This is a genomic window from Pseudomonas sp. LARHCG127 (genome assembly GCF_052871455.1).
On record NZ_JBIXJT010000006.1, the window covers coordinates 172,676 to 190,837 of the forward strand.

The window sequence follows — 18,162 nt, forward strand, 5'->3', positions numbered from 1 at the left end:
CTTTCTGTTGCCTTCTGATTTCTCAAGGGCGTTGGTCGCCGTGATCCAATCTGAAAATCTCGCCATTGGCAAAATCCGTCATCACAACGCTACCAATAACAATATTATCTTTATCACGCTTGACATGTCAGTAGTCAATTCGCAGCTCACCTCGCTTACCGAAGTTAACAATACGGTCCAACTGAAACCCCAGTGGAAGTACCTTATCTCGAATCAACTGAGAAACCGCATCTTCCAGAGCGTCAGGTGTGACCAAGTCCGCTGAAATGTGAATCCAGTACGGTACGTTTTCATGCGCATCTTCGTCTGAAATAGCGACGGAGAAAGTCATGCCACCAAGGGAACCCTTAAAGTAATAACCATCAATGTAATTACTGCTCTCACGCTCTTCCCTATCATTAACACCTAGGGCGTCAAAGAATTTTTTCGCAAATGGTCGCAGTTCCACGCAACCAGGGTGCACACCAAGCAGGTTTACATATTGCATTGAATTCAACCTCTAGGAACGATTGGTTTCACAACAATTGACAGCTGAAACCCTCAGGGACAGACCACGTGTTCTACATAACTGGTGGATTTTAGGCACCTAGTGGTTTGTTGAACAAGGCCAGCAACAATAGCCGTTGACGGGCATTTCCGCCAGGATCTGGGTAGCACTCACACATTCTTTACAGGCCTAAACATTTTTACTACATGGGCTGATTGAAGCTTAAACCAGTTTCGAAATGCGACCCATCTGTCCAGACAAGTCGGTTATACCTGAACTTGAAATGACGTAATATTCCCCGGTAGTTTCGTACCCTGAGATCTGCCGCCTAATCTCCTCCATCACACCGTTTGACAGGCAGGCAAAGACGCCTACAATCTCCTTATCGGAGTATTTTTCTGTGGCGCGAATTATTGCGAGTGCCAATTTTGACTCTGAAAAATTTAACACTTTGCAGTCTTCAATTATCTGGCGAACTTCGTTGAGCAGTTCGGATCCCATAGTTAAAGCCCTCTATCTTTGCGCAACTGCCATACAGCCTGATCGCCAATATCGACTACAAAAAGGCGAAAACCCTGTTTTCTATAGAAAAACACCACAAAACAATAGAGCTCCTTTGGGCTTCACTATAGAAGCACTCATCACCCTACTTACTATCCTGTCATCTAGGAATGAATTTAGGATTCAAAATAAATTCACCCACAATGAGTCCTTCCTCATTAACTTTCCAGGCACCCACAATAGCTTCAGGCGGGACTGCATCGCTTACTCCATAGTGGCCATATATTCTATATACCCAGCCATTGGGATTGCGCTTCGCCTCTTCGACTTCTCGAGACTCAGGTAATATTTTTTCATTATTCATTTCGCAATAACCTCAGCCACTCGCTATAAAATTCGAATCGATTGTTCAACAGCAAAAAACGTGAACAATACGGAACAACGGGGACAGACCACAGAGACATAAGAAATGGAGACAGATCCCGAGAATCCGCTACCCCGCGTAAACAGTAGCAGCAATTAACATTTCCGCAGCAATCCGCCAAGTTATTTTATCAACATCAACAACCTCCCCCATATTTTTGTAATATCCACCCATGTCATTTGCAAAACCTGAGAGCCCCAAAAGAAACTGATCCAGAGTTTCATTCTGCCACTCACCACGATTGCTTACATAATCCCAGCTTAACATCCGAACAAAATCGACAAACCCCTCTCTAGTTGAAACAGCCTTTGCGTAATCACATAACTCATCACTAGTCATCATTTCTCCCCCCAGATCAAATGTAATACGGAGACAGATCACGATTATGAAACGGACCAATCAAAGGTGAGCTAAAATCGTGCCCGTTCCTCTCAACAAGCTCATCAGAAGAATATACGACCACACCACTTTTTCAATGAAAACCCGTTGGCTGACCTAAGCATTTGCACATAGAACCCTGGCAGTTCCATATGCAATTTTCTTTGTAACTCAGCCAGCTGAATACCAAATACAGCTTCGTTAGCTACAACACACCCTTGAACATTCAAGACACTCATTTCAACACCCAAAGCATCACGGCTTTTATATCTAAACTACTCCGAGCAAATCCCGATACAGCTTTGTGTTTGTTCAAGAGTTGTCTCTGCAAAAAGGGCGATAACGAACCAGCCCTCCTCTCACGCCAAGGATTGCTTCTTTCGGCCATAAAAAGTAGCAAGAGGCCATCACCGAAGCATAGCGGCTACCATTTTTTCGTCTAGAGGTCAGAGACTGTTTTTTCATCGCCCTCCCCTGGCCCCCCTACGAAAGTCGCTAACCAACAGACCCAACAAACCCCAACCAAAAGCCCCTATGGACCACCCCCGCAACTAGCACAAGCTCACGCTCACAAGCCCCCCAGCCGTGACCGCTACAGCGAAAGGACTCCCCACGCATCCCTCGTACGCATCACGTCGCGCTCAACCGAGTCCAGCCATGAACCTACCGAACCTCTTCAACAAAGCCCGAACCCGCACTCAAGGGACGGTCAGCGTGGCCTGCATTTCGGGTGAACTTGACCAAACGCTGGCCAACCTACGTATCACCCCAGTACTGATCACCGGTTTCGTCTCCCCTCACCTGGACATCGACCAGGTCGCCGCCAAGATCAAGAAGCGCTTCGCCCACAGCACCATCAGCCTGTGCACGACCTCGGGTGAATTGTGCAACGCTGCGAACACGCTGTACTGCCAGACCGGCGAAACCTGGGATCGGGTGGTGCTGCAGTTGTTTGACGCCAGTGTGATTGTGTCGGCCGAGGTGGTGATGGTGCCGCTGGAGTGCGAGGACATTCGCGGTGGCGGCAAGCGTTTGGCCATGCGTGAGCGAATCACGCGGTTGGTGAATAACATCAAGCAGGCGCAGGTGAGCACGCCCATCGATCATCGCGACACGTTGGCCTACGTGGTGTTCGATGGTCTTTCGGCTTCCGAGTCGTTCTTTATGGAAGCGCTGTATGAATCTGGCCGCTTCCCCTGCCTGTTCGTTGGCGGCTCGGCCGGTGGCAAGGCTGATTTCAAGAAGACCCTGATCAGTGATGGGCAGCGCAGTTATCAGAACCATGCGCAGATTGTCTTCCTGAAAACCGCGGCGGATGTGCGCTTCGGGGTGTTCAAGAGCCAGAACTTCCAACCGGCGGGACTGACGTTCAGCGTGCTGACCGCGTCGGTCGAAGACCGTACCATCGACCAGGTCATCGACAGCCGTGGCAATATCAAGAGCATGGTCCAGGCGCTGTGTGATGCATTCGAGTGCAGCGCCCAGGCGTTGGAGAAGAAGCTGGCCGATTATTCATTTGCCATTCGCGTGGGCGAAGAATTGTTCGTGCGTTCCATTGCCCGCATCGACCATCAACAGCAGATCATCCAGCTGTTCTGCGACGTTGCGCCTGGCGAAGAGTTGGTGATGGTCAAGCGCACGCCCCTGCGCGAGGCGACTCGGCTCGACTACGAGAAATTCCTCAAGGGCAAAGGCGGCCAGCCGGTGGCCGCTATTCTCAATGACTGCATCCTGCGTCGGCTTAACAACAGCAGCGACCTGGGCAGCATGGCCGGTATTTTCGGGGACGTGCCTTTGGCTGGTTTCTCGACATTTGGGGAAATTCTCGGCCTGAACCTGAACCAGACGCTCACGGCGATTTTCTTCTTCAGGGTCACCAAGGGCGCCTGTTTTGTTGACGAGTACGTCGATAACTTCATCGCCCACTATGGCGAGTTCAAGGCGTTTTTCCTGCGCCGCCAGATCAAGAAGTTGGCGGGGCTGAACCATGTGGTGGTCAAGCAGATCAAGGCGTTCAAGCTGAATGATTTCAGCAGCGCCTTGGACACTCGCGGCCTGGACCCGACGATCCTGCCGGTGTTCGACGGCCTGACGGACCTGGGCCAGGTATTGGCGCAGGCCAGCCAGCAACAGGCGCAGATGGCGACGCAGGTCAAGCATTACTCCGGCGAGCTGCACCTGTCGATGGATGACCTGACAGGCACGATCGACCGGCAACATAGCGTCGCCGAGCAGGCCGGCACGACCGTCGAGCAGCTGGCCACGCAAGCGGGTGAAGCGGTGGTCGGCGCCCGTGCGCTCGCCAGTTCGAGTTTGCGCATTCAGTCGATTGTCCAGGTCATCCAGCAAATCGCCGGTCAGACCAACCTGTTGGCCCTCAACGCCGCCATCGAGGCCGCGCGGGCCGGTGAAATGGGCAGAGGGTTTGCGGTGGTGGCCGATGAGGTCCGCAAGCTGGCGGAGATCACACGTAAGAATGCGGCGGAAATCGGTGTGGACATTGATCTGCTCTCGACAGAGATCCAAGGGGTCGCCCAGCAGATCGAAGACCAGTCCGTCGCTGTGAGCGCCTTGCGGGCGATGCTCGATGCCCTGGAAGACTCGAGCCGGACCACCGAAGGCACGGCGCAACGCACGAAAGCCATTGCGGATACCTTGACCGGGCTGACCCATGCCAATGCTTGAGATCGAATCGCCCAGACAATGAATCAAGGTTAGCGCCCGCCACAGTTCCCCTTGTGGAAGATTCCTTTGTGGGAGCGAGCTTGCTCGCGTTAGCGGTGGATCAGCTGGCATCAATGCTGACTGTGCCGCCGTCATCGCGAGCAAGCTCGCTCCCACAGTTTTTTGAGTCGCTCGCAGACATCACCATCCCCCTGAATCCCTTGTGGGATCTGGGGTGCTGCGGGTGTTACCGTCAGGGAATCAACATCTGCACCTGCCCCGGCACGACGATCTTGATCACCCCGGCCCAGCTGCACATCAAGGTGCTGTTGGCGTCGATGGCTGGCATGTTGCCCAGCAACAGGGTCGGGGCGCCGCCGGGGATCCACGGGGCGGCGGTGGCCGGGATGCAGGGCATGGGGGTCAGCACGCCCAGGGCCGCTGCGGTGGCGGCGGCCACGGTGGGGTTTGCCAGGCTCATGCACATGCCGAAGGTAGTGATGTTCACCAGCGGGATGTGATCCATGATGTTCGCCGCCGGCATCCCGCCGGTCAGCAGGCGATTGACCGGCAGCACATTGAGCACCGCCGGGGCTGCGCCGAAGCTGCATTGAAGGGTCGCGGTGCCACAGACTTGCGGGCATCCCATCGCGGTTGCTCCTTTGAAAGCGACAGACCCCAAAACCTTAGCTCGCCCCTATCCAACGCGCACGCCGCCATGCATCAAGCCCGCTGATTATCCGGCAACACGCTAACCTATAAGACCCTGGCGTGCTTGTGACGCCTCCCACGCGCCATTAGATTAGCCAATGATCGATGGCCTCCAAAATAAGCAGAAGGGATAAGCATGGCGTTTACTGATCAGTCCACCCGCGTGCGCGACGGTGAAGAACTCGATGCCAACCTGATCGACCCGTACCTCAAGGCCCACATCCCCGGCCTGACCGGCCTGCCGAAGATCAGCCAGTTCCCCGGTGGCGCGTCGAACCTGACCTACCTGCTGGAGTACCCCGAACAGGAATTCGTCCTGCGCCGGCCGCCGTTCGGCCAAAAGGCCAAGTCCGCCCATGACATGGGCCGTGAGTTCCGCATCCTCAACCAATTGCGCGATGCTTTCCCGTACTGCCCCAAAGCCTATGTGCACTGCACCGACGAGTCGGTGATGGGCGCGGAGTTCTACGTAATGGAGCGGGTCAAGGGCATCATCCTGCGCGCCGAGCTGCCGCCGGAGCTGGGTTTTGACGCCGAGCGCACCGAAGCGCTGTGCAAGAGCTTCATCGACCGCCTCGTCGAACTGCACCGCGTCGACTACAACGCTTGCGGCCTGGCCGACCTGGGCAAGCCCGAAGGCTACGTGGCCCGGCAGATCCGTGGCTGGAGCGATCGTTATGAAAAAGCCCTGACCCCTGACGCGCCGAAGTGGGAAGCGGTCAAGGCCTGGCTCAACGACAAGATGCCCGCCGACCACCCGACGTCGAGCATCGTCCACAACGACTACCGCTTCGACAACGTGATCCTCGACCCGGAAAATCCGATGCGGATCATCGGCGTGCTGGACTGGGAGCTGACCACCCTTGGCGACCCGTTGATGGATTTGGGCAACAGCCTCGCCTACTGGATCGAGGCGGACGACCCGGCGCCGGTACAACTGTTGCGCCGCCAGCCCAGCCACGCGCCGGGCATGTTGACCCGCCGTGAGTTCGTTGATTACTACGCCGAGCGCGCAGGGATCCGCATCGACAACTTCGACTTCTACTACACCTACGGCCTGTTCCGCCTGGCCGGTATCGTCCAGCAGATCTACTACCGCTTCTTCCACGGCCAGACCCAGGACAAACGCTTCGCGCAGTTCGTTCAGATGAACAAATTGCTGGAGCAGATGAGCCTGCAGGTCATCGCTAAATCCACGCTCTGAGCGCCCTCATAACAAGGAAACAGCATGTCCAAGACCCAGTTGTTCGACCTCGACGGTAAAATCGCCTTCGTTTCCGGCGCCAGCCGCGGCATCGGCGAGGCCATCGCCAAACTGCTGGCCCAGCAAGGCGCCCATGTGATCGTGTCCAGCCGCAAGCTCGACGGTTGCCAGCACGTGGCCGATGCGATCATCGCCGCCGGCGGCAAGGCCACCGCCATCGCCTGCCACATCGGTGAAATGGAGCAGATCAGCCAGGTGTTCGCCGGCATCCGCGAACAGTTCGGGCGCCTGGACATCCTGGTGAACAACGCCGCCACCAACCCGCAGTTCTGCAACGTCCTGGACACCGACCTGGGTGCGTTCCAGAAAACCGTGGACGTGAACATCCGCGGCTATTTCTTCATGTCCGTGGAAGCCGGCAAGCTGATGCGCGAGAACGGCGGCGGCAGCATCATCAACGTGGCGTCGATCAACGGTATTTCGCCAGGGATCTTCCAGGGCATCTACTCGGTGACCAAGGCTGCGGTGATCAACATGACCAAGGTCTTCGCCAAGGAATGCGCGCAGTTCGGCATCCGCTGCAACGCCCTGTTGCCGGGCCTGACCGACACCAAGTTCGCCTCGGCACTGGTCAAGAACGACGCCATCCTGAAGACCGCCTTGGCGCAGATCCCCCTCAAGCGCGTGGCCGACCCGAGCGAAATGGCCGGCGCGGTGCTGTACCTGGCCAGCGATGCGTCGAGCTACACCACGGGCGTGGCGTTGAATGTGGATGGAGGGTTTCTTTCCTGAGGATATAACCTTGTGGGAGCGAGCCTGCTCGCGAAGGCGTCAGGTCAGTCGGCCTCGATGTTGACTGGACTATCGTCTTCGCGAGCAGGCTCGCTCCCACAGGAATGTTTGCCAGCAACGAAATGAATATTTATTCCAATATTTGCAATTAGAGAATATTTATTCCATAAAGAACCCTTCTGAAAATAAAAACTCAAAAGGGCTCTTTCTCATGCGTGAACTCGGCATCGGTCTGATTGGCACCGGCTTCATGGGCCGTGCCCATGCCTTGGCGTTCCACAATGCCAAGGCGGTGTTCGACCTTCCCTTGAACCTGAAACTGGCGGCCCTGGCCGACGCCGATCCGCAGCGTGCCCGGCAATGTGCCCAGAGCTGGGGGTTCGAGACGGCCCACAGCGACTGGCAGCAGTTGATCGACGACCCGAAGGTTCACCTGGTCGCCATCACCACCCCCAACCACCTGCACTTCCCGATGGCCATGGCCGCGTTGGCGGCGGGCAAGCCGGTCTATTGTGAAAAGCCGTTGGCGGTGTCCCTGGAACAGGCCGGGCAGATGCGCCAGGCGGCCAAGGCCGCCGGGGTGGTGACGCGAGTCGGCTACAACTACCAGCACAACCCGATGATTCAATGGGCGCGGGACATGATCCAACGCGGCGAACTGGGGCGGATCATCAGTTTCCAGGGCGAATTCAGCGAAGACTTCATGGCCGATCCGACCTCACCGTGGTCATGGCGCTGCGAAGCGAGCCATGCCGGTGGCGCGCTGGCGGACCTGGGCAGCCATTTGCTCGCCATGGCCCGGCACTTGTTGGGCGATGTCGAGGCCGTCTGTGCCGACAGCCAGACCGTGCACCACCAACGCCCTGCCAGCGCCAGCAACGCCGAACAGCGGGTCATCGCCGTGGATGATCAAGTCCATGGGCTGCTGCGTTTCGCCAATGGCGCCCGGGGCACGGTGAGCAGCAGTTGGCTCAAGCACGGCTACAAGAATCACCTGAATTTCGAGATCAGCGGCACCCTTGGCACCCTGGCGTTCGATCAGGAGCGGTTGAATGAACTTCGCCTGTGCCGCGCCGGCCAGCCCGGCTTCCAGCGTTTGCTGGCCGGCCCGGATCTGCCCGGCTATGCCGCGTTCAGCCCGGCTGCCGGGCACCAGTTGGGCTACAACGAATTGAAGACGTTGGAAGTGCAGGAGCTGATCATGGCGCTGGCCGGCAAAGGCTCCGGCGGGACGGACTTCGACGAGGCCTGGGAAGTGGAACGGCTGGCGGCGGCGATTCGCGTTGCGGCGCGGGAAGAACGTTGGGTGAGGGTGAGTGAGCTATAACCGCTCACCTCAGCGAACACCGTGGCGAGGGAGCTTGCTCCCGCTGGGCTACGCAGTAGCCCCAAAACCATTCACCCCGGTGTGTCAGGTTGATTGCATTTGGCTTCTTTGGGGTTGCTGCGCAACCCAGCGGGAGCAAGCTCCCTCGCCACAGGGTTCAACGCAGGGTTTGCAATTCAACTAGCCTTACTGCCAACGCCTTGGCCTGGCTCGCCACATCAGTCACCGCCGTGCTTTCCCACCACATCCCCCGCAGCGGCGGGCCCATGGCGAACAGGCGGCTGGCCGGTTCGCCTTGGGCATCCAGCACCGCACCATCAGCACGCGCGGCGATGCCCAAAGCCAGCGGCCCCGGTTGGATCAATCCTCGAGCCAGCAACTGTTGCGGCAACGGTCGCGCAACACGACGCCAGTCATATTCAATGCCACTGGAGTTGATCAACGCGGCGCCCTGCACCACTTCCAATCCAGCCTCGCCCCGTCGACGAATATTGATCGCTACCGATCCTTCGCCAGACGCGGCCAGCCCCTTGAACGACGCCGCCTGAATCCGCAACCGCCCTTCCCCATGCAGGCGCGCCACCAGCTCCGCGCTCAACGGTGGCGAGCGATGATGATGACTCTCCCACCACGGCCGCACATGCCGCACGAATTGCCGGCGCTGCACATCGCTGGCCTGGTTCCACAAGCGCCCGATGTGCGCGCGCACCGTGTCCAGCGGCGCCTGCCAGTCGATGCCCTGGGCTTGGGCCTGGCGGCATTGCTCGCGTAGAGCGCGCATCAACTGGCGTGGCGAACGCAGGCTGTGATCTTCGGCGAGGAAATCCACCCAGGCGGGTGGCTGGCGGCGCACATGGGGCAGCAGGCCATGGCGGGAAAACACTTCAATCGGCCCGCGATGCCCGGCCTGTTCCAAGGACACGACGGCATCGACCATCGTCAGACCCGAGCCGATGATCAGCACCGTGGACTGCGGATCGAGCTGGCGCATCGCAGCGACGTCCCAAGGATCGAGGGCTGCGGCGTTCAAGCCGCTGGATTCGGTCTGCGGGGTGCGGGCCGCCGGGAACATGCCAGTGGCCAGCACTGCAAAACGGCCGTGCAAGATTTGACCGTTGTCCAGCGTCACCCTCACGCCATCGTCGGCAAGCCGAAGGTCCACGGCTTCCCCGCGCACATGCTCGGCGGTCGAACCGTTCTGCGCGCCCAGTTCGCGAGCTTCGGCCAGGCGTTGCTGCACATAAAGGCCAAACATCCCCCGGGGTGGAAACAACTCGCTGATGGGCACGTGCTGCTGATCCGACTCGGGCCAGCCGCCGGCCTCGATGAAAGCGGTGAGCCATTGGGTCAGGTCATCGGCGTTGTCCGGGTCGACGCTCATGCGCGCCGCGTTGCCGTTCAAGGTGTGACCCAGTTCCACGGCACTGTAGGCCTCGCCCCGGCCCAGTTCGCTGCGCGGCTCGACAATCAGCACTTCGCGCCGGCCCGGCAGGCGCAGCAGTTGCGCGGCGAGCATGGCGCCGCTCAAGCCGCCACCGATGATCAGGATGTCGGCTTCGCGGATGAGGCCGCTCCCCTGTCGCTCCAGCGCTGTGTCCATACCGCTCTCCCCAGGCATCAAATCACCACGTTGCGTACGAATCTCACCGCCACCGAGCCATCGTTGCGATAGGCATGGGGCTGGTTGCTGGCGAACATGAAAAACTCACCAACGCCTATGCGGCGCTCTTCGCTGCCCAGCAGCAACGTCAGGCAGCCTTCGAATACATAAAGTTGTTCGCTCCATCCATCTGCGTCGCACTCGGAATGGTAGTGCTCGCCCGGCTCCAGCCGCCATTCCCAGAGTTCTACCTCACGGCTGGCGGTGGCCTTGGCGAGCAACACAGCTTTGCTGCCCGGGATCACACCGGCCCAGACCAGTTCGTTGATGCGGCTCGAGTCGCGGGCTTCGGGGGCTTGGATCAAGTCGCTGAAGGCGACATCGAGGGCTTCGGCGACCCGGTCCAGGGTCGTCAGGCTGACGTTCTTTTCGCCGGCCTCGATGGCCACCAGCATCCGCCGACTGACCCCCGACAGCTCGGCCAGCGCCGCCTGGCTGAGCTCGGCGGAATGCCGCAGACGACGGACGTTCTGGCTGACGTGTTGCAGGACGGAGGCCCGCTGGCCGGATTCTTTGTGCACTATATTGCTCACATGGCAGGGTTGCGCATTATACTGCCCAACTTCGGGCGCATTGTGCGTCCGCCTCAAGTGGCGCGCAAGGTCATGGCATCGGTGAATTCCCCCCAAGCTTCCTCCCGTTTCTCAAGGTTCAGCAAGGCCGAATGCGTGCTGGTCCTGATTACCATGATCTGGGGCGGGACTTTCCTGTTGGTGCAGCACGCCATGACGGTCAGCGGGCCGATGTTTTTCGTCGGCCTGCGCTTCGCTGCCGCGGCCGCGTTTGTCGCGCTGTTCTCCTGGCGGCATCTGCGTGAACTGACGCTGTTCGAACTCAAGGCGGGGTGCTTCATCGGCGTGGCGATCATGCTCGGCTACGGTTTGCAGACCGTCGGCCTGCAAACCATTCCCAGCAGCCAGTCGGCGTTCATCACCGCCCTCTACGTGCCGTTCGTGCCCCTGTTGCAATGGCTGGTGCTAGGCCGGCGGCCAGGCTTGATGCCGAGCATCGGCATCATGCTGGCGTTCACTGGGCTGATGCTGGTGTCCGGTCCGGCCGGGGCCTCGCTGAACTTCAGCCCCGGTGAAATCGCTACGCTGATCAGCGCCATCGCGATTGCCGCCGAAATCATCCTGATCAGCGCCTATGCCGGCCAGGTCGATGTGCGCCGAGTGACCGTGGTGCAACTGGCGAGCACGGCGGTGCTGGCGTTCCTGATGGTGGTGCCGACCCAGGAAGCGATCCCGGATTTTTCCATGTTGCTGCTGGTCAGCGCCGTGGGCCTGGGGGCCGCCAGCGCAGCGATCCAGGTGGCGATGAACTGGGCACAGAAAAGCGTCTCGCCGACCCGCGCCACGCTGATCTATGCCGGTGAGCCGGTATGGGCCGGCATCGCCGGGCGCCTGGCGGGCGAGCGGCTGCCGGCGATTGCATTGTTCGGCGCGGCGCTGATCGTGGCGGCGGTGATTGTCAGTGAGCTGAAGACCCGCAGCAAAGGTGTTGTCGAAGTAGATGAGGGGCTTGAGCGCGAGCAGTGAGGCCGGTTACCGGCAACGGTGATTGAACCTGTGGCGAGGGAGCTTGCTCCCGCTGGGTTGCGCAGCGACCCCAAGGAAGCCGAATGCAATCAACCTGACACACCCGGGTGACTGGTCTCGGGGCTACTGCGTAGCCCAGCGGGAGCAAGCTCCCTCGCCACAGGGATAAGCGCGACATTGCGCAAGACCTCGCCCCAGCGGCTCCAATACGCGTGCTGATTCCTGAGCGGTGTCCGCTGACCCAAACACGCAAAGTCAGAAAACTCCACCTACCTTGTAGGATTCTGCGACACCCTTGCGGTTGGTGATCGGGAATACGCCACGTATGATCCCTCACAACCTTCCGCCGAATAGAAGCCTATGTCACTGATAGTTCTATTGCTTTTGCCCTTCATCGGCAGCTGTGTCGCGGCGCTGCTGCCGCATAACGCCCGTAACGCCGAATCACTGCTGGCCGGCCTCGTCGCCCTGGCCGGCACGGTTCAGGTGGCCTTGCTGTACCCGCAGATCGCCGACGGTGGCGTGATCACCGAGCGCTACACATGGCTGCCCAGCCTGGGCCTGGATTTCGTGCTGCGCCTGGACGGTTTCGCTTGGCTGTTTTCGTTGCTGGTGCTGGGCATCGGCACGCTGGTGTCGCTGTACGCCCGCTACTACATGTCGCCGGACGATCCAGTACCACGCTTCTTTGCCTTTTTCCTGGCGTTCATGGGCGCCATGCTCGGGTTGGTGATCTCCGGCAATCTGATCCAGATGGTGTTTTTCTGGGAACTGACCAGCCTGTTCTCGTTCCTGCTGATCGGCTACTGGCATCACCGCGCCGACGCTCGACGCGGTGCCTACATGGCCTTGATGGTGACCGGCGCCGGCGGGCTTTGCCTGTTGGCCGGGGTGATGCTGCTCGGCCATGTGGTGGGCAGTTATGAACTGGACAAGGTCCTGGCCGCCGGCGACCTGATTCGTGACCACGCCCTCTATCCGATCCTGCTGCCGCTGATCCTGATCGGCGCATTGAGCAAAAGCGCTCAGTTCCCTTTTCATTTCTGGCTCCCCCACGCCATGGCCGCCCCCACGCCGGTGTCGGCGTACCTGCACTCGGCAACCATGGTCAAGGCCGGGGTGTTCCTGCTGGCGCGGTTATGGCCGTCGCTGTCGGGCAGTGAAGAATGGTTCTACATCGTCAGCGGCGCGGGGGCCTGTACGTTGCTGCTGGGCGCCTACTGCGCGATGTTCCAGAATGACCTCAAGGGTCTTTTGGCCTACTCCACCATCAGCCACCTCGGGCTGATCACCCTGCTGCTGGGCCTGAACAGTCCGCTGGCGGCCGTGGCGGCGGTGTTCCATATCCTCAACCACGCCACGTTCAAGGCGTCGCTGTTCATGGCCGCCGGGATCATCGACCACGAAAGCGGCACCCGGGACATTCGCAAGCTCAGCGGCCTGGTGCGGCTGATTCCGTTCACCGCGACCCTGGCGATGGTCGCCAGCGCGGCGATGGCCGGGGTGCCGCTGCTCAATGGCTTCCTGTCCAAGGAAATGTTTTTCGCCGAGACCGTATTTATTTCCGCCACGGCCTGGGTCGAGCTGGCGCTGCCGATCATCGCCACCATCGCCGGGACGTTCAGCGTCGCCTACTCCCTGCGCTTCACCGTGGACGTGTTCTTCGGTCCCACCGCCAGCGACCTGCCCCATACCCCCCACGAACCGCCACGCTGGATGCGCGCGCCAGTGGAGTTGCTGGTGTTCACCTGCCTGTTGGTGGGGATTTTTCCGGCCCAGGTGGTCGGCTCGTTGCTCGCCGCCGCCGCGTTGCCGGTGGTGGGCGGCACGCTGCCTGAATACAGCCTGGCGATCTGGCACGGCCTGAACGCGCCGATGATCATGAGCCTGGTGGCGATGTCCGGCGGCATCGTCCTGTACCTGCTGCTGCGCAAGCAATTGCGCCAAGGCCACATCAAGCACCCGCCGTTCATTGGCCGGCTCAGCGGCAAGCGCCTGTTCGAGCGCTGCCTGGTGTTGATGATGCGCCAGGGCCGGCGACTGGAGCGCAGGATCAGCACCCGGCGCCTGCAAGCCCAACTGTTTTTCCTGGTGCTGGCGGCAGTATTGGCCGGGCTGATCCCGATGTTGCACAGCACGCTGGTCTGGGGCGACCGGCCGAAGATTCCCGGTTCCATCGTCTTCGTGACCCTGTGGCTGCTGGCGATCGCCTGCGCCCTGGGCGCGGCCTGGCAGGCCAAGTATCACCGGCTCGCGGCCCTGACCATGGTCAGCGTCTGCGGCCTGATGACCTGCGTGACCTTCGTCTGGTTCTCCGCCCCTGACCTGGCCTTGACGCAACTGGTGGTGGAGGTGGTCACCACGGTGCTGATCCTGCTGGGCCTGCGCTGGCTGCCACGGCGGATCGAGGACGTCTCGCCGCTGCCCAACAGCGAGCGGCGGGCGCGTATCCGGCGCGTGCGGGACTTGCTGCTGTCCATCGCCGTCGGCGGCGGCATGGCGCTGCTGTCCTATGCGATGCTCACGCGGCAGACACCCAACGACATTTCGTCGTTCTACTTGAGCCGGGCCTTGCCCGAAGGCGGCGGAAGCAACGTGGTCAACGTGATGCTGGTGGATTTCCGGGGCTTCGACACCCTGGGGGAAATCACCGTGCTGGTGGCGGTGGCCCTCGCGGTGTTCGCCCTGTTGCGACGTTTCCGCCCACCGAAGGAAAGCATGCAGCTACCGGCGCAACAGCGCCTGCTGGCGCCGGACGTGGTCACCGACCTGGTCAACCCGCGCCATGCCAGCGATACCGCCCTGGGTTTCATGATGGTGCCGTCGGTGCTGGTGCGCCTGCTGCTGCCGATCGCCCTGGTGGTGTCGTTCTACCTGTTCATGCGCGGCCACAATCAACCCGGTGGCGGCTTCGTGGCCGGGCTGGTGATGTCCGTGGCGTTCATCCTCCAATACATGGTCGCTGGCACCCAATGGGTCGAGGCGCAAATGAGCCTGCGACCGCTGCGCTGGATGGGCACCGGGCTGTTGTTCGCCACCGCCACCGGCCTGGGCGCGATGGCCGTGGGGTATCCGTTCCTGACCACCCACACCTGGCATCTCGAACTGCCGCTGCTGGGGAATATCCACCTGGCCAGCGCGCTGTTCTTCGATATCGGCGTGTACGCGGTGGTGGTCGGTTCCACCCTGCTGATCCTCACAGCCCTGGCGCACCAGTCGGTCCGGGCCCATAAACCGGGCCTGCAACCCAAACCCGTCGCCGCCGTCAAAGGAGCCACCGCCTGATGGAAGAAGTCATCGCAATCGCAATCGGCGTACTGGCCGCCTCCGGTGTCTGGCTGGTGTTGCGGCCACGGACCTTCCAGGTGGTCATGGGCCTGTGCCTGCTGTCCTACGGCGTCAACCTGTTCATCTTCAGCATGGGCAGCCTGTTCATCGGCAAGGAGCCGATCATCAAGGACGGCGTGCCCCAGGACCTGCTGCACTACACCGACCCGCTGCCCCAGGCACTGGTGCTGACCGCCATCGTGATCAGCTTCGCCATGACCGCGCTGTTCCTGGTGGTGCTGCTGGCCTCCCGGGGCCTGACCGGTACCGACCACGTGGACGGTCGGGAGCCCAAGGAATGATGTTGACGCCTCATCTGATCGCCGCGCCCATCCTGCTGCCGCTGCTGACCGCCGCGTTGATGCTGATGCTGGGGGAGAAGCACCGCCCGCTCAAGGCCCGGATCAATCTGTTGTCCAGCCTGCTGGGCCTGGGCATCGCCGTGCTGTTGCTGCGCTGGACCCAGGACCAGGCCCTGCCCGCGTCCATTGGTGTGTACCTGCCGGGCAACTGGCAGGCGCCGTTCGGCATCGTCCTGGTGGTCGATCGCCTGTCGGCGCTGATGCTGGTCCTGACCGGCATCATCGGCGTCAGCGCCCTGCTCTTCGCCATGGCCCGCTGGGACCGCGCCGGTGCCAGTTTCCATGCGTTGTTCCAGATCCAGCTGATGGGCCTCTACGGCGCCTTCCTGACCGCGGACCTGTTCAACCTGTTCGTGTTCTTCGAAGTGCTGCTGGCGGCTTCCTATGGCTTGATGCTGCACGGTTCGGGCCGGGCGCGGGTGTCCTCGGGCCTGCATTACATTTCCATCAACCTTTTGGCGTCGTCGTTATTCCTGATCGGCGCGGCGCTGATCTACGGTGTCACCGGCACATTGAACATGGCCGACCTGGCCCTGAAGATCCCGCTGGTGCCGGAGGCCGACCGCGGCCTGTTGCACGCCGGCGCCGGCATCCTCGCGGTGGCGTTCCTGGCCAAGGCCGGCATGTGGCCGCTGAACTTCTGGCTGGTGCCGGCCTACAGCGCCGCCAGCGCACCGGTGGCGGCGCTGTTTGCGATCATGACCAAGGTCGGCGTCTACACGATCCTGCGCCTGTGGACGCTGCTGTTCTCCGGCCAGGCCGGCGCCTCGGCGTATTTCGGCGCCGACTGGCTGGTCTACGGCGGCATGGCGACCATCGTCTGCGCCGCCATCGCGATTCTGGCGGCCCAACGCCTGGAGCGCATGGCCAGCCTGAGCATCCTGGTTTCGGCGGGGATCCTGTTGTCGGCCATCGGCTTCGCCCAACCGAATCTGGTGGGCGCGGCGCTGTTCTACCTGGTGAGCTCGACCCTGGCGCTCTGCGCGCTGTTCTTGCTGGCAGAGCTGATCGAACGTTCGCGCTCGGCCAATGAACTGTCCTTGGACGACGACTTCGACACTTTGCCGCGGCCGTTGGAATCCTTGCAGCCACCCAAGGGCATCAACCTGGACGACGAGCAGAAAGCCGTGGTCGGCCAAGTGATTCCCTGGACCATGGCCTTCCTCGGCTTGAGCTTTATCTTTTGCGCGCTGTTGATCATCGGCATGCCGCCGCTCTCGGGGTTCATCGGCAAGCTGAGCCTGCTGAGCGCCTTGCTCAATCCCCAAGGATTCGGCGCCAGTGCCGGGACGCCGATGTCGAACCAGGCGTGGGGCTTGTTGGCGCTGCTGATCCTGTCGGGGCTGGCCTCATTGATCGCCTTCTCGCGCCTGGGCATCCAACGCTTCTGGACACCTCAGGAACGCCCGTCACCGTTGCTGCGGCCGTTCGAATGCCTGCCGATCGTCGTACTGCTGGGCCTGGGCATCGCCCTGACCTTCAAGGCCGAGCCGTTGCTGCGCTATACCCAGTCGGCCGCCGACGCGCTGAACACCCCGGAACATTACGTGATGTCGGTACTCGCCACCCGCGCCGTGCCCAACCCCGAAGCCCGTGCCGCGTTGCGGGAGGTGCAGCCATGAAGCGCCTGTTTCCCGCCCCGTGGTTGTCCCTGGCGTTGTGGCTGCTGTGGCTGGTACTGAACGTGTCGGTCAGCGCCGGCCATCTGCTGCTGGGCGCTGCATTGGGGTTCCTGGCCCCGTTGCTGATGCGCCCGTTGCGACCGCGGCCCATCCGTATCCGCCGGCCGTGGGTGGTGTTGCGCCTGTTCCTGCTGGTGGGCCGCGACGTGCTGGTGTCCAACCTGGCGGTGGCCTGGGGGGTGCTGAACGCCGGGCGCCGGCCGCCTCGCTCGCGATTCATCAAGGTGCCGCTGGACCTGCGCGATGCCAACGGCCTGGCCGCGCTGTCGATGATCACCACGGTGGTTCCCGGGACCGTCTGGTCGGAACTGGCCCTGGATCGCAGCATCCTGTTGCTGCACGTGTTCGACCTGCCGGACGAGGCGTCATTCATCGCGCACTTCAAGGCCACCTACGAGCGCCCCTTGATGGAGATTTTCGAATGAGCCCGTTGCTGTCCAATGCGATCCTGTTGAGCCTGTTCCTGCTCTCCCTGGCGATGGTGTTGACCCTGTGGCGACTGTTCAAGGGCCCCTCGGCCCAGGATCGGGTACTGGCCCTGGATTACCTGTACATCGTGGCAATGCTGATGATGCTGGTGCTGGGCATCCGATATGCCAGTGACACCTATTTCGAGGCGGCGCTGCTGATCGCCCTGTTCGGCTTTGTCGGCTCGTTTGCCCTGGCCAAGTTCCTGTTGCGTGGCGAGGTGATCGAATGACCGGCGAACTGTCGATGTGGGTGGAAATCCCGGTGGCGATCCTGCTGGTGCTCAGCAGCTTCTTCGCCCTGGCCGGGGCGATCGGCCTGGTGCGCTTGAAGGATTATTTCCAGCGCATGCATCCACCAGCCCTGGCCTCCACATTGGGCGCCTGGTGCGTGGCATTGGCCTCGATCATCTACTTTTCGGCACTCAAGTCCGGGCCGGTGTTGCACGCCTGGCTGATCCCGATCCTGCTGTCGATCACGGTACCGGTGACCACCCTGCTGCTGGCCCGGGCGGCACTGTTCCGCAAGCGCATGGCGGGGGATGATGTGCCGGCCGAAGTGAGCAGCCGCCGTACCGACTGACAGACATCTCGAGCCGTTACAGCTTTTGTGGCGAGGGAGCTTGCTCCCGCTGGGG

Annotated in this window: 17 protein-coding genes and 1 pseudogene; 12 read left to right on the plus strand and 6 right to left on the minus strand. The window is 61.0% G+C overall.

Going from position 1 to position 18,162, the window contains the following annotated elements; genetic code table 11:
* Window positions 1-127: 127 nt before the first annotated feature.
* The 3 genes from ACIPQ1_RS12525 to ACIPQ1_RS12535 form a co-directional block, all read right to left on the minus strand.
* On the minus strand, window positions 128-487 hold the full coding sequence (locus ACIPQ1_RS12525; protein WP_446534216.1) for a hypothetical protein: 360 nt from the start codon (window positions 485-487) through the stop codon (window positions 128-130).
* A gap of 661 nt (window positions 488-1,148) precedes the next feature.
* Window positions 1,149-1,352 carry a hypothetical protein gene (locus ACIPQ1_RS12530; RefSeq protein ID WP_446534217.1) on the minus strand — a complete coding sequence of 68 codons (204 nt, stop codon included), beginning with the start codon at window positions 1,350-1,352 and terminating at the stop codon, window positions 1,149-1,151.
* Between the two features lie 129 nt (window positions 1,353-1,481).
* Window positions 1,482-1,754 carry a DUF7660 family protein gene (locus ACIPQ1_RS12535; protein ID WP_446534218.1) on the minus strand — a complete coding sequence of 91 codons (273 nt, stop codon included), beginning with the start codon at window positions 1,752-1,754 and terminating at the stop codon, window positions 1,482-1,484.
* A 693-nt stretch (window positions 1,755-2,447) separates the two neighbouring features.
* Here ACIPQ1_RS12535 and ACIPQ1_RS12540 point away from each other — a divergent pair.
* Window positions 2,448-3,602, plus strand: a pseudogene (locus ACIPQ1_RS12540) (FIST signal transduction protein); the annotation flags it as partial.
* A gap of 372 nt (window positions 3,603-3,974) precedes the next feature.
* Window positions 3,975-4,475: a methyl-accepting chemotaxis protein gene (locus tag ACIPQ1_RS12545; RefSeq protein WP_411387527.1), complete on the plus strand. Its 501-nt coding sequence runs from the start codon at window positions 3,975-3,977 to the stop codon at window positions 4,473-4,475.
* Window positions 4,476-4,707: 232 nt separating this feature from the next.
* On the opposite strand, the gene ACIPQ1_RS12550 is transcribed toward ACIPQ1_RS12545, so the two are convergent.
* On the minus strand, window positions 4,708-5,103 hold the full coding sequence (locus ACIPQ1_RS12550; RefSeq protein WP_053122765.1) for a DUF4280 domain-containing protein: 396 nt from the start codon (window positions 5,101-5,103) through the stop codon (window positions 4,708-4,710).
* Between the two features lie 198 nt (window positions 5,104-5,301).
* On the opposite strand from ACIPQ1_RS12550, the gene ACIPQ1_RS12555 reads away from it, so the two are divergent.
* The 3 genes from ACIPQ1_RS12555 to ACIPQ1_RS12565 all read left to right on the plus strand — a co-directional run bounded on the left by ACIPQ1_RS12555 (window position 5,302) and on the right by ACIPQ1_RS12565 (window position 8,488).
* Window positions 5,302-6,369 (plus strand): phosphotransferase family protein, encoded by a 1,068-nt coding sequence (locus ACIPQ1_RS12555; RefSeq protein WP_446534219.1) that lies wholly within the window; start codon window positions 5,302-5,304, stop codon window positions 6,367-6,369.
* 24 nt (window positions 6,370-6,393) lie between these two features.
* Window positions 6,394-7,161 (plus strand): SDR family oxidoreductase, encoded by a 768-nt coding sequence (locus ACIPQ1_RS12560; RefSeq protein ID WP_003180553.1) that lies wholly within the window; start codon window positions 6,394-6,396, stop codon window positions 7,159-7,161.
* A 211-nt stretch (window positions 7,162-7,372) separates the two neighbouring features.
* Complete coding sequence (locus ACIPQ1_RS12565; protein ID WP_411384983.1) at window positions 7,373-8,488, plus strand: Gfo/Idh/MocA family protein; 1,116 nt, start codon at window positions 7,373-7,375, stop codon at window positions 8,486-8,488.
* 157 nt (window positions 8,489-8,645) lie between these two features.
* On the opposite strand, the gene ACIPQ1_RS12570 is transcribed toward ACIPQ1_RS12565, so the two are convergent.
* Both ACIPQ1_RS12570 and ACIPQ1_RS12575 read right to left on the minus strand, forming a co-directional pair.
* Window positions 8,646-10,088 carry an FAD/NAD(P)-binding protein gene (locus ACIPQ1_RS12570; protein WP_446534220.1) on the minus strand — a complete coding sequence of 481 codons (1,443 nt, stop codon included), beginning with the start codon at window positions 10,086-10,088 and terminating at the stop codon, window positions 8,646-8,648.
* Between the two features lie 17 nt (window positions 10,089-10,105).
* Window positions 10,106-10,669, minus strand: a complete 564-nt coding sequence (locus ACIPQ1_RS12575; RefSeq protein WP_446534221.1) for a helix-turn-helix domain-containing protein — start codon at window positions 10,667-10,669, stop codon at window positions 10,106-10,108.
* A gap of 12 nt (window positions 10,670-10,681) precedes the next feature.
* Here ACIPQ1_RS12575 and ACIPQ1_RS12580 point away from each other — a divergent pair, with 12 nt between their 5' ends.
* The 7 genes from ACIPQ1_RS12580 (at window position 10,682) to ACIPQ1_RS12610 (ending at window position 18,107) form a co-directional block, all read left to right on the plus strand.
* The gene (locus tag ACIPQ1_RS12580; RefSeq protein ID WP_434576540.1) at window positions 10,682-11,686 is read left to right on the plus strand and encodes a DMT family transporter; all 1,005 of its coding nucleotides are present in this window, start codon (window positions 10,682-10,684) and stop codon (window positions 11,684-11,686) included.
* A gap of 360 nt (window positions 11,687-12,046) precedes the next feature.
* Window positions 12,047-14,971, plus strand: coding sequence for a monovalent cation/H+ antiporter subunit A (locus ACIPQ1_RS12585; RefSeq protein ID WP_411384986.1), 2,925 nt, complete (start codon window positions 12,047-12,049; stop codon window positions 14,969-14,971).
* Complete coding sequence (locus ACIPQ1_RS12590; protein WP_003202835.1) at window positions 14,971-15,315, plus strand: Na+/H+ antiporter subunit C; 345 nt, start codon at window positions 14,971-14,973, stop codon at window positions 15,313-15,315. The genes ACIPQ1_RS12585 and ACIPQ1_RS12590 overlap by 1 nt, the downstream gene beginning before the upstream one ends.
* On the plus strand, window positions 15,312-16,997 hold the full coding sequence (locus ACIPQ1_RS12595; RefSeq protein ID WP_411384987.1) for a monovalent cation/H+ antiporter subunit D: 1,686 nt from the start codon (window positions 15,312-15,314) through the stop codon (window positions 16,995-16,997). The genes ACIPQ1_RS12590 and ACIPQ1_RS12595 overlap by 4 nt, the downstream gene beginning before the upstream one ends.
* On the plus strand, window positions 16,994-17,482 hold the full coding sequence (locus ACIPQ1_RS12600) for a Na+/H+ antiporter subunit E (RefSeq protein WP_411384988.1): 489 nt from the start codon (window positions 16,994-16,996) through the stop codon (window positions 17,480-17,482). The genes ACIPQ1_RS12595 and ACIPQ1_RS12600 overlap by 4 nt, the downstream gene beginning before the upstream one ends.
* Entirely contained in the window at window positions 17,479-17,757 is a 279-nt protein-coding gene (locus ACIPQ1_RS12605; protein WP_018612749.1) for a K+/H+ antiporter subunit F, read from the plus strand. The genes ACIPQ1_RS12600 and ACIPQ1_RS12605 overlap by 4 nt, the downstream gene beginning before the upstream one ends.
* A complete protein-coding gene (locus tag ACIPQ1_RS12610; RefSeq protein ID WP_186707344.1) occupies window positions 17,754-18,107 on the plus strand; it encodes a Na+/H+ antiporter subunit G in 354 nt (117 codons plus the stop codon). Before ACIPQ1_RS12605 ends, ACIPQ1_RS12610 begins: the two co-directional genes overlap by 4 nt.
* Window positions 18,108-18,162: the final 55 nt, after the last annotated feature.

Coding starts and splice junctions, on each gene's coding strand:
- ACIPQ1_RS12525 (WP_446534216.1), bottom strand. CDS start 487: ATGCAATATGTAAACCTGCTTGGTGTGCACCCTGGTTGCGTGGAACTG.
- ACIPQ1_RS12530 (WP_446534217.1), bottom strand. CDS start 1,352: ATGAATAATGAAAAAATATTACCTGAGTCTCGAGAAGTCGAAGAGGCG.
- ACIPQ1_RS12535 (WP_446534218.1), bottom strand. CDS start 1,754: ATGATGACTAGTGATGAGTTATGTGATTACGCAAAGGCTGTTTCAACT.
- ACIPQ1_RS12545 (WP_411387527.1), top strand. CDS start 3,975: ATGGATGACCTGACAGGCACGATCGACCGGCAACATAGCGTCGCCGAG.
- ACIPQ1_RS12550 (WP_053122765.1), bottom strand. CDS start 5,103: ATGGGATGCCCGCAAGTCTGTGGCACCGCGACCCTTCAATGCAGCTTC.
- ACIPQ1_RS12555 (WP_446534219.1), top strand. CDS start 5,302: ATGGCGTTTACTGATCAGTCCACCCGCGTGCGCGACGGTGAAGAACTC.
- ACIPQ1_RS12560 (WP_003180553.1), top strand. CDS start 6,394: ATGTCCAAGACCCAGTTGTTCGACCTCGACGGTAAAATCGCCTTCGTT.
- ACIPQ1_RS12565 (WP_411384983.1), top strand. CDS start 7,373: ATGCGTGAACTCGGCATCGGTCTGATTGGCACCGGCTTCATGGGCCGT.
- ACIPQ1_RS12570 (WP_446534220.1), bottom strand. CDS start 10,088: ATGGACACAGCGCTGGAGCGACAGGGGAGCGGCCTCATCCGCGAAGCC.
- ACIPQ1_RS12580 (WP_434576540.1), top strand. CDS start 10,682: ATGGCAGGGTTGCGCATTATACTGCCCAACTTCGGGCGCATTGTGCGT.
- ACIPQ1_RS12585 (WP_411384986.1), top strand. CDS start 12,047: ATGTCACTGATAGTTCTATTGCTTTTGCCCTTCATCGGCAGCTGTGTC.
- ACIPQ1_RS12590 (WP_003202835.1), top strand. CDS start 14,971: ATGGAAGAAGTCATCGCAATCGCAATCGGCGTACTGGCCGCCTCCGGT.
- ACIPQ1_RS12595 (WP_411384987.1), top strand. CDS start 15,312: ATGATGTTGACGCCTCATCTGATCGCCGCGCCCATCCTGCTGCCGCTG.
- ACIPQ1_RS12600 (WP_411384988.1), top strand. CDS start 16,994: ATGAAGCGCCTGTTTCCCGCCCCGTGGTTGTCCCTGGCGTTGTGGCTG.
- ACIPQ1_RS12605 (WP_018612749.1), top strand. CDS start 17,479: ATGAGCCCGTTGCTGTCCAATGCGATCCTGTTGAGCCTGTTCCTGCTC.
- ACIPQ1_RS12610 (WP_186707344.1), top strand. CDS start 17,754: ATGACCGGCGAACTGTCGATGTGGGTGGAAATCCCGGTGGCGATCCTG.